The organism is Streptomyces sp. YS-3, assembly GCF_045257485.1.
Lineage (GTDB): Bacteria > Actinomycetota > Actinomycetes > Streptomycetales > Streptomycetaceae > Streptomyces.
Genome location: NZ_JBJHPC010000307.1, coordinates 1 through 8,725 on the forward strand (window position 1 = coordinate 1; position 8,725 = coordinate 8,725).

Here is an 8,725-nt window from a genome sequence, read left to right on the forward strand (position 1 = left end):
CCTCGACGGCCTGCGCCCCTATCTCGACTCCACCCCCAACGCCGCGGGCAAGGCCTGCGTCGTCACCGCCGCCAACTGGGGAGGCACCTACGTCTCCCTCGTCCTGGCCCCCTGGCACCAGGCGGCCCCATCCGAGGAGGCAACGGCATGAACCGCCACACCACCACAGGCCCCGTCGTCCGCATCAGCTCCCCGCAGCACTGCCCGGAGCGGGACGACCCCCGCTGGACCGACTGGCTCACCGGCACCGAACGCGTCTACGCGCACTCCCTGGCCCGCGCCGAGGAGCACCTGTCCGCCCGCAAGGCGGCCAAGGAAGCGGTCGCTCAGCTTGTGGGCTGGCCGGGGACGCCGCCCTGGCAGGACATGGAGATCCTGCGCCGCGCGGACGAGGCCCCGGTCCTGCGGGTCCGCGGCAGGCTCGCCGACTGGATGGGCGAGCAGGGGCTGGCGACGCCCCGCGTCTCGCTGACCCACGCCCGCGGCTACGCGGCGGCCCTCGCCTGGTTCCCGAGCGGCGGGGAGCGGTGATGCACGCGCCGCGGCCGTACGAGCGGGTGGCGCTGGTCACCGGCGCCCTCGGCGGCATCGGAGCGGCCGTCACCCGCGCCCTGCTCGACCAGGGCATGGGCGTCGTGGTCACGGACCTCGACGGAGACGCCTGCCGGGAGGCGGCGAACACACTCAACAGTGGTCCCGCCCCCGGCACCGCGGTCGGCCACCCCCTCGACGTCACCGACCCCGACTCCTGGCAGCGCGTGACCCGCTTCGCCCGCCGCCGCTTCGGCCACCTCGACGTCCTCGTCAACAACGCCGGAACGCTCGGCATCCACGGCCTGGAGAGCTGCACCCTGCAGGAGTGGAACCGCGTGGTGGACACCTGCCAGCGCGGCACCTGGCTGGGGATGCGGGCCGCCGCCCCGTGTCTGCGCTCGGCCGGCGGCGGCTCCATCGTCAACGTGAGCTCCATCTACGGCATGGTCGGCTCAGGTGCCGCCTTCGCCTATCACGCCGCCAAAGGCGCTGTGCGGGCCATGACGCGGGCAGCTGCGGTAGAGCTGGCGCCCGCCGGCATCCGGGTCAACACCGTCTCCCCCGGCATGGTCGCCACCGCCATGACGGCGACCGTCCCCCGCGAGTTCCTCGACGACGTCACCGCACGCACCCCCCTGCGCCGCCCGGCGCACCCGGACGAAGTGGCGGCGGCGGTGCGGTTTCTGGCCGGTGACACAGCCACCTTCATCACCGGTACCGAACTCGTCGTCGACGGCGGCTTCACCGCCCTGTGACGCTCTACCCGAGGAGTCGTGATGGACCAGGATCACGGCCGGACGCCCTGGGTCGCGCTGAGCGTCCTGTGCACGGCCTTCTTCCTGATCGTGCTGGACACCACGATCGTGCACGTCGCCATCCCGGCGATGATGCACGCGATGGACGCGGACCTGGACCAGGTTCTCTGGCTCGTCAACGCCTATCTGATCAGTTACGCGGTCTTCATGATCCCGGCCGGACGCCTCGGCACACGCTACGGCCCCCGGCGGATCCTCCTCACCGGACTCGTCCTGTTCACCGTCGCCTCCGCCCTGTGCGGCTGCGCTGCGAGTGTCGGCCAACTCCTGGCCTGGCGTGCCCTTCAGGGACTCGGGGCCGCCCTGGTGACACCGCAGATCGGCGCCTTCATCGCCGCGATGTTCCCCGCCCGCCGACGCGGGGCCGCGTTCGGCGCACTCACCAGCGTCATGGGGCTGTCGATCGTCGCGGGCCCCCTCCTCGGCGGGATCCTGGTGACCCGCGTCGGCTGGCAGTGGATCTTCATGATCAACGTACCCGTCGGCGCCGCGGTGCTCCTCCTGTCCGCCGCCCTGCTCCCCGCCCCGACTCCCGAGGGCCGCCGCGGCACGGACCCGATCGGTCTGGTGCTGGTGACGGCCGGCCTCACCACCCTCACCTTCGCACTCCTGGGCAGCGGACGCCCGTTGCGCGGCCAAGCCCTGTGCGCGGGAGTCGTGTGCCTGGTCCTGTTCCTCGTCCAGCAACGGTGCAACCCCCGCTCCCCGCTCCTGCCCCGCTCCCTGTTCACCCGCCGCGACTTCGCCGTGGCCAACGGCATCGGCGCCGCCGTGCACTTCGCGGTCATCGGCAGCGCCACCCCGATCGCCCTGCTCCTCCAACAGCAACTGCACCTCACGGCGCTGCAATCCGCCTTTCTCACGGCGCCCACCCCGCTCGCCGCCGCCGGGGCCGCACACGTCTCCGGTCGCCTCGCCGACCGCATCGGCGGCAAACCCCTGGTCATCGGCGGCCTGCTGACCTACGCGTACGGGCTCGCCCTCCTGGGTTCGCAGGCCCGCCCGGGGATGGACCCCTGGGAACTGCTCCCGGCGATGCTCCTGGCCGACCTGGGCATCGGCGCCGCTCTGGCCCCCCTCACCAAGATCGCCATGGACGCGGTCGACAGCCGGCACGCAGGCCCGGCGTCCGGCGTGCTCAACACCAGCCGCCAGATCGGCGGCATCCTCGGCGGCGCCGCCGTCGGCGCACTGATCAGCCGTCAGGCGGCGTCGGTCGCAGGGAGGTCGGCGGGGCCCGGGAGCCCTGTCGACCCCAGCCGCCCGGTGGACTACGCGGGCGCCCTGCACACCACGACGCTCCTGACCTCCGGCGTCCTGTTCCTCGCCGCCGTCGCCGCCGCGACACTCACCCCCGCACGCAGCCGACGCCCCCGCCACCCACGCCGTACGGCGGTGCTGCGGCTGGACACACTGCCCGCCGTCGTTCAAGGGGGCCACGGCTACCAGGCCGTACAGATCCTCACCGCAACCAGGGTCCCCGCACGCGGACACCGCGAGGTCCTGGGGTTCGATGTGGCGGGCGCCGACACCTCCGCCACCTGGTCCCGTCTACTGAGCGGGCTGCACTCCCACCGCCTGGGCCTTGCATCCGTGCAGTACGTGGTGTGTGACGACACCCCCGGGCTGGCCGCGGCCGTCGACCACGAACTGCGCCTGCCGACCCGCCCGGCGGGCGGGCCCCGCGACGTGGCGGTGGAGCTACGCCGGACCCTGCGGCGGCACCTCGGCGACGACGGCCCCGCACCCACACATGCCGGACTCGCCGCCACGGTCCAGGAAGCGATCACCACACAGAACAGGCGATGGGCCACCGCGCCCCACCCCGGGAGCCGGATCTGGCGTCCGCCGGTTCCCCTCTGACGCCCCGGGCCCGTACCGCGTACGTACGCATGGCACAGGACCGGGAGGGAACACCACCGGGCCCCCGAAGCCAACACACCAACCCACCAAGCAACTGGCAACCAACCAGCCATCAAACCAGCCTTCGAGACAGAGGAAGCCCGTCATGCCCACACCCCAGGAACTCTCCCCGCACAGCACAGTCCCCGCGGCACATGAAGGCGCGGCGCGCAGACTCCCCACACTCACCGGGATGCGGTTCGTGGCCGCCGCAGCTGTCGTGCTGTGCCACTTCTCCCTCTATATCCGGGGGAACCCGGACTTCTGGCGCAACCTCGGCCAGGTCGGCGTCTCGTTCTTCTTCGTCCTCAGTGGCTTCGTCCTCACCTGGTCAGCCAAGCCCGACAGCCCCGCGCGGGCCATCTGGCGCGCGCGAGCGGCGAAGATCTTCCCCAACCACCTCCTCGTCGCGGCGGCCCACGCGGGTCTCATGCTGCTGACGGGCAAAGCGATCGTCAGCGCCCAGATCCTCCCCACGGCGACACTCACCCAGTCGTGGATCCCCGGGTTCAACCTCACGACGGCCATCAGCCCCGTGAGCTGGACCCTCTCCTGCGAGGTGTTCTTCTACCTCGCCTTCCCCCTGCTGCTGACACAGCTCCGCCGCGTGCCCCCGAGATACCTGTGGTGGGCAGCCGCGGCCCTGATCGCGGTGATCTTCACCCACCCGGTCGTCGCCGAGCACTTCGTCCCCAACGGCAAGCCGATGTCCCCGCTGCTTCCCTACCTCGACAACGACGCCTGGTTCGTGGGCTTCTTCCCGCTCGCGCGGGCATTCGAGTTCGCCCTCGGTATGGTCCTGGCCCGCATCGTCGCCGCGGGAAAGTGGTTCCAGCTCGGCATGGCGCCCGCCACGGTCCTGTTCGTGCTCGGTTACTGGCTGTCCATGGGATCCGGCCTGTACTCCTTCGCCGCCGCCACGGTCATCCCGATCGGCATGCTGATTTGCGCAGGCGCGGTCGCGGACGTCGAGGGACGCCCTTCGCCGCTGCGCCACCCCTACTTCGTGCGGCTCGGTGAGATCTCCTTCGCCCTGTACCTCGTGCACAAGCCGGTCATCGACTACGGCACCAAACTGCTCGGCATCCCCCACTTCAGCGGTATGGCCCTGGTCGACCAAGTGGTCGTGCTGGCCCCGTTGTTCGGTGTGGCACTGCTGCTGGCCTGGCTGCTTTACATGGGTGTGGAACGCCCGATGATGCGCCACTGGGCCCGGCGCCGCCCGCGCCGCAACGCGACCCACCGGGCGGCCTGCCGCGAGTGCCCGGCGCGGACATGCCCGGCTCGGCCGAGTGGCGCGGACCCCTCCGGAGCGGAGGGCGGGGTCGAGCGTTCCTCGCCGCACTGACTCTTCAGCTCGGGTGGACCATCGCCGACGGACTCGGCGGTGGTCCACCTGCCAGGTTCCGCCAGTCTTCTGCTCGGTGTGTGCGGTCCGTGGCTGTTGCTCCTGGTGGTGCTTCACGCCCCAGGATTGCTCCACGTCAAAGGGACGTGGACTTCGCGCCGCGCGAGATCGCCGCAGGTCAACTGAGACGGCCCCGAGGCCCAGTCCCCCGTGAGAAGGTGCGGACCTCGGAGCCGACAGCAGTCCGGATCAGGCCCGGCCGCTGAGTGAGCGGGCGTATCCCCAGGTCGGCTCAGGCGGGCACAGGCCACATGCCGGGGGCGCGGGGCGCACGCTCCAGACACTGGCACGTCGGATCATCGTGCCAGGCCGACGGTTATCCGCTCGGTGATCACCCGTCATGCGTATTCAGGGCTGTAGGGCTGCTACTTGAGATGCGGTCAGGGCGCGGTCGGGATGTATGGATCTTCCCAAGGGTCACCCGCGTGACCTACGATTTGAACGCGTTCACTTTTGCATGTTCAAAGGCCCAGGGGCGGTCATGACGGCCAGGCAGAATGAGCAGGACGGCCTCCACTGGCAGCAGCCGGCTCTCGCGGTGTGCGCGGCGCTGGCCGGTGCGCTGGTGATGCTCTGGGGTCTGCCGTCCAACCTCGGCCCTCTCTATGTACTGACCGGCCTGACAACGGTTACCCCTCTGTTGTTCCTGCGCCGTTCGAAGCGCTTCGTCCGCGCTTGCCTGGCCACAGGACTGGTGCTCGTGCCCTGGGGGGCCCTGGGCGCCCTCCTGGGAATGTTCTTGTTCTGGCCATCGGCGGTGCTGCTGCTGTTGGCGGCATTCGGGAACCCAAAGAGGCGCCCGACCGCCGCGAGGGTGATGGGTGGCATCGGTGCTCTGGTGACGGCGGGCGTTCTGGTGGGGGCAGCGGCGTTCTACCAGAGCTTCCTCGTCACTCCCGCGCTGGCGAAACCTCATACGTTCGGGCCGGCGTCGAGCCCGGCTCGTCCAGTGAGAGGCTCGAGGAGGCTCGGGTGCACCTTTGGAAATTCAGAGCAACAGATACGTACGAGAGGGAGTCGGATGAGGGATCCTTTCTCGAAGTCAGGTTCCCCGACGACCTGCCAGAGGAGCGGCGCGCGGAGCTGAAGAAGGAGATCGAGCGGCTGCCGGGCATCAGATGGGTCGAACTGTGCTCTGTGCGCGACTGTGGTTGACCTGCGGAAACCAGCAGGGCTGCGGTGCGCGGGGCCCCTTCGGCCTGCGCACTAGATGTTCCATGAACATCGACCAGGCAGTCGCGGAGATCGGGAACTCCGAGGAGATACGTGGCCTTCCCACGGCCTGGCGACGGTCGCCCATGTCCACTTCATCTTTTCCCCTGCCATAGATACCGGCGAAGGCTGGGCACCATCAGGAACTCCACTGGACGGTTCTTGAGTTGGAAGAACTCACGCGTTCCCTGAGGCGCCTCTTCCAAGCCCACGACCCGCACGCCGTCCAGAACACTCTTCAGCGTTCGCAGGTCGATGGTGGGCGTACCTGCCGTCAGACTGTTCAGGCGCAAGGCGTTCCGGTTCAGCCAGCCCGCCACCTCGTTGGGCGCGGGTTCGTCCTTTGCTATCGACAGGTTCATCGAGGCTACCCACGGGGGCCTGGCCTTGAGTGGGGATGAAGGAGGGAGGGGGTGGCAGCCGTTCCTGCGCACGCAGACCGCTAGCATCCCTTCACATGGCAATGCGGAAGTGGCGGCCGGGTGCCGTAGTGGTGGCCTTACTGGTGGGGTTCTGCGCCACGGGCGCGGGCCCCCGGGACGTCACCAGCGCCGCGTCCGGTCCTGGGCCCCTCCCGGCCGACCGTTACGCGTATACGTCCGAGGACTACCAGCGGTCCCAGCGGGCATCGGCACTACTGGTTCGCCAGTGCATGGAGGGTCGCGGCCACCCGGACTTTCCGCTGGACCCCCGTTACCCTCACGATCCCATCATTGCCACTGCGGTGAGCACGGACTACGGCGTCCTGGATCCGGGCGCCGCCCGCCGCTGGGGATACGGCTGGGACCCGGCCACATCCTCGGCCTCGCAGCCGAAGGGCCGGCGGATGACCGGTGCCGAATACGCGGACTTTCCCGTTTGCAGCGCTGAGGCGAACCGGCGGATGATGCTCGGCGTCGACGTCAAGGGAAACTGGTTGTACGCCGGCACCCGGGCGAGCGAGGTCGACGAGGAGGCCAAGCGCGACCCGCGCCTTCGCGAGGCCTTCGCGGTGTGGTCCCGCTGCATGGCAGAACGGGGATTCGCGGGCTACCCCGACCCCCTCTCGGCCTACGCAGACCCGGCCTGGCAACGCGCCGGCAACGGAAACACCCTGCACACGCGGCACGAACGAGCCACTGCGGTCGCCGATGTCACCTGCAAGCACCGCCACCACACGGCCGAAATCTGGCACAAGGTACGGGCCCAGAACCAGACCACGGACATCGAGCGACATCACGACCGTTACGCTTCCGGCTTGCAGGCGCTGCGAACGTACCGGGCCAACGTGGCTGCGGTGTTGCGGCAGTTCGGGTAGGGCGGCGCGCCCACGCGGGGTGCTTGGCACCGCCGCCATCGAGGATGGCAAGCCTCGGGCGGTCGCGGCTCCGCGGGACATCCACCATGACGGCGGACGTTCGGCCTGGCGGAAGGTGCCGTTGCCGTTGCCGCGGTAGTTCAGGAGCCATCCATGGTTTCCGGCTTCGACCCGACCGTTCGCCCAGATCAGTAACCTAACCGCACCCAAATGCCCGCAGCTTCCCAAGCTGAGGTTCTTCGCCCTCTACGTGACCGTCCAAGTCGTACATCAGCCACTCAAGCCAAGCCGCCGTGACGCCCAAGGAGTCGGCCCACTCGTGCATGACCCCAACATAGGTCGCGTATCGAGTTGCCCAACCGCGTGTCCTCGCCGCTTCTCTGCTAGACCAGCCGAGCGCATTGAGGGAACGGAAGACGCGGTCATCCAGGATCAAGGCACGTTCGCACTCGGCATCCCGGTCATCGACAGCGGCAAACCACTTGGTGAAGAAGGACCGCCTGACTCCCCGCACGGTGAACGCGGTGTACGCCCGTGTCAGTTCGCCGGCCCGGACAGCGCTTCGCGTCGCCTCCAGAACGTGTGGGAGTCGGGCATCGCCGAGGGCAACGCTGGTGTAGCGGGGTGCTCGCCCATTGGTCATCCCCGCTCCCCAAATCATGACCGCGACGAACAAGTCACGGCGTTCCTCCGGGTCGTCGCCGAGCGCTTGCCGTGCCGCAACAAGGTCATCACGGCTGATGAGCCGGTCGCCTGAGCTGGAAGTGGCATCCACACCGAGCCCCAGCACACGTGCTGCCCCGTGGGGCTCCAGCCAGGGACGCCAAGTGGCGGGGCGGAATCGAACAGGTGCCTGTCGACGGCCACGATGAAGCTCTACGAGCGGCCTCAGCCGCTCCACCATGTCTGCCTGGGACGCCATGGGAACAGCATGCCGCCCTTGGCCACCGCGCGTGCGGCATAGCACCAAAATATAGCAACTTCAGCAACCGCCCGGACCTTTGCCCGGCTACATCACTTCATGGGACGCCCGTCGTCGCCTCGTTGTCACCGGTGACAGCCGCCACGATGTCGCCGGGCTCGGCGCTGCGCCGGCGCCTGACGGTGACGATGTCACCGTCAGGTTGCCGACGTCGATCATGCTCTGGCTCACGATTTTCAATGCGAACAGGTCGCCGTGGCCTACCAGCGCGACGGGCACCGAGAGCACGTCCTGGACGGCCCGCTGGGCCAGAATCGGGGCTCCGGCAGCGATCCGGCCGACCAGCGGAACCGGCACCACGCCGGCCGCGTGTCCGGCCTGGGCGACCCGGACGGCCCGGCCACGCATAGGATCCCCCTTGCCGATCTTGTGTGCCCCTGACCGTAACCTCCCGGACTGAGGTAAGGGAACAACCTTTCGGCATGCAACGCGCGCTAGCTGCGGCTACTCCCAGTGGAACAACACCCGGGGCCGGGCCAAGTCCCCCTGGCCCGGACGACCCATTCACGGCGAGGAACCGACCCCCGGCAGCACAGGGGACGACGTTGAGCCCGCTCGTCTCTGCGGGCGTCCTG

8 protein-coding genes are annotated in these 8,725 nt (G+C 69.3%); 5 read left to right on the top strand and 3 right to left on the bottom strand.

All coding sequences use genetic code 11. The annotated features are described in order from the left end of the window. Positions 1-147: 147 nt before the first annotated feature. From ACJA3G_RS22925 to ACJA3G_RS22940, 4 genes are all read left to right on the top strand, one after another. Entirely contained in the window at positions 148-531 is a 384-nt protein-coding gene (locus ACJA3G_RS22925) for a holo-ACP synthase (protein ID WP_406554906.1), read from the top strand. Then, positions 531-1,289, top strand: a complete 759-nt coding sequence (locus tag ACJA3G_RS22930) for an SDR family NAD(P)-dependent oxidoreductase (RefSeq protein WP_406554907.1) — start codon at positions 531-533, stop codon at positions 1,287-1,289. Before ACJA3G_RS22925 ends, ACJA3G_RS22930 begins: the two co-directional genes overlap by 1 nt. A 21-nt stretch (positions 1,290-1,310) precedes the next feature. Beyond that, positions 1,311-3,212, top strand: a complete 1,902-nt coding sequence (locus tag ACJA3G_RS22935; RefSeq protein ID WP_406554908.1) for a DHA2 family efflux MFS transporter permease subunit — start codon at positions 1,311-1,313, stop codon at positions 3,210-3,212. Between the two features lie 145 nt (positions 3,213-3,357). Further along, positions 3,358-4,599 carry an acyltransferase family protein gene (locus ACJA3G_RS22940; RefSeq protein ID WP_406554909.1) on the top strand — a complete coding sequence of 414 codons (1,242 nt, stop codon included), beginning with the start codon at positions 3,358-3,360 and terminating at the stop codon, positions 4,597-4,599. A 1,367-nt stretch (positions 4,600-5,966) separates the two neighbouring features. On the opposite strand, the gene ACJA3G_RS22945 is transcribed toward ACJA3G_RS22940, so the two are convergent. Beyond that, positions 5,967-6,233, bottom strand: coding sequence for a hypothetical protein (locus ACJA3G_RS22945; RefSeq protein WP_406554910.1), 267 nt, complete (start codon positions 6,231-6,233; stop codon positions 5,967-5,969). 362 nt (positions 6,234-6,595) lie between these two features. Here ACJA3G_RS22945 and ACJA3G_RS22950 point away from each other — a divergent pair, with 362 nt between their 5' ends. Further along, a complete protein-coding gene (locus tag ACJA3G_RS22950; RefSeq protein WP_406554911.1) occupies positions 6,596-7,168 on the top strand; it encodes a hypothetical protein in 573 nt (190 codons plus the stop codon). 196 nt (positions 7,169-7,364) lie between these two features. Here ACJA3G_RS22950 and ACJA3G_RS22955 read toward each other — a convergent pair whose 3' ends face one another. After that, the gene (locus ACJA3G_RS22955) at positions 7,365-8,090 is read right to left on the bottom strand and encodes a hypothetical protein (protein WP_406554912.1); all 726 of its coding nucleotides are present in this window, start codon (positions 8,088-8,090) and stop codon (positions 7,365-7,367) included. 87 nt (positions 8,091-8,177) lie between these two features. Continuing rightward, the gene (locus tag ACJA3G_RS22960; protein ID WP_406554913.1) at positions 8,178-8,498 is read right to left on the bottom strand and encodes a LexA family protein; all 321 of its coding nucleotides are present in this window, start codon (positions 8,496-8,498) and stop codon (positions 8,178-8,180) included. Between the last annotated feature and the right edge of the window lie 227 nt (positions 8,499-8,725).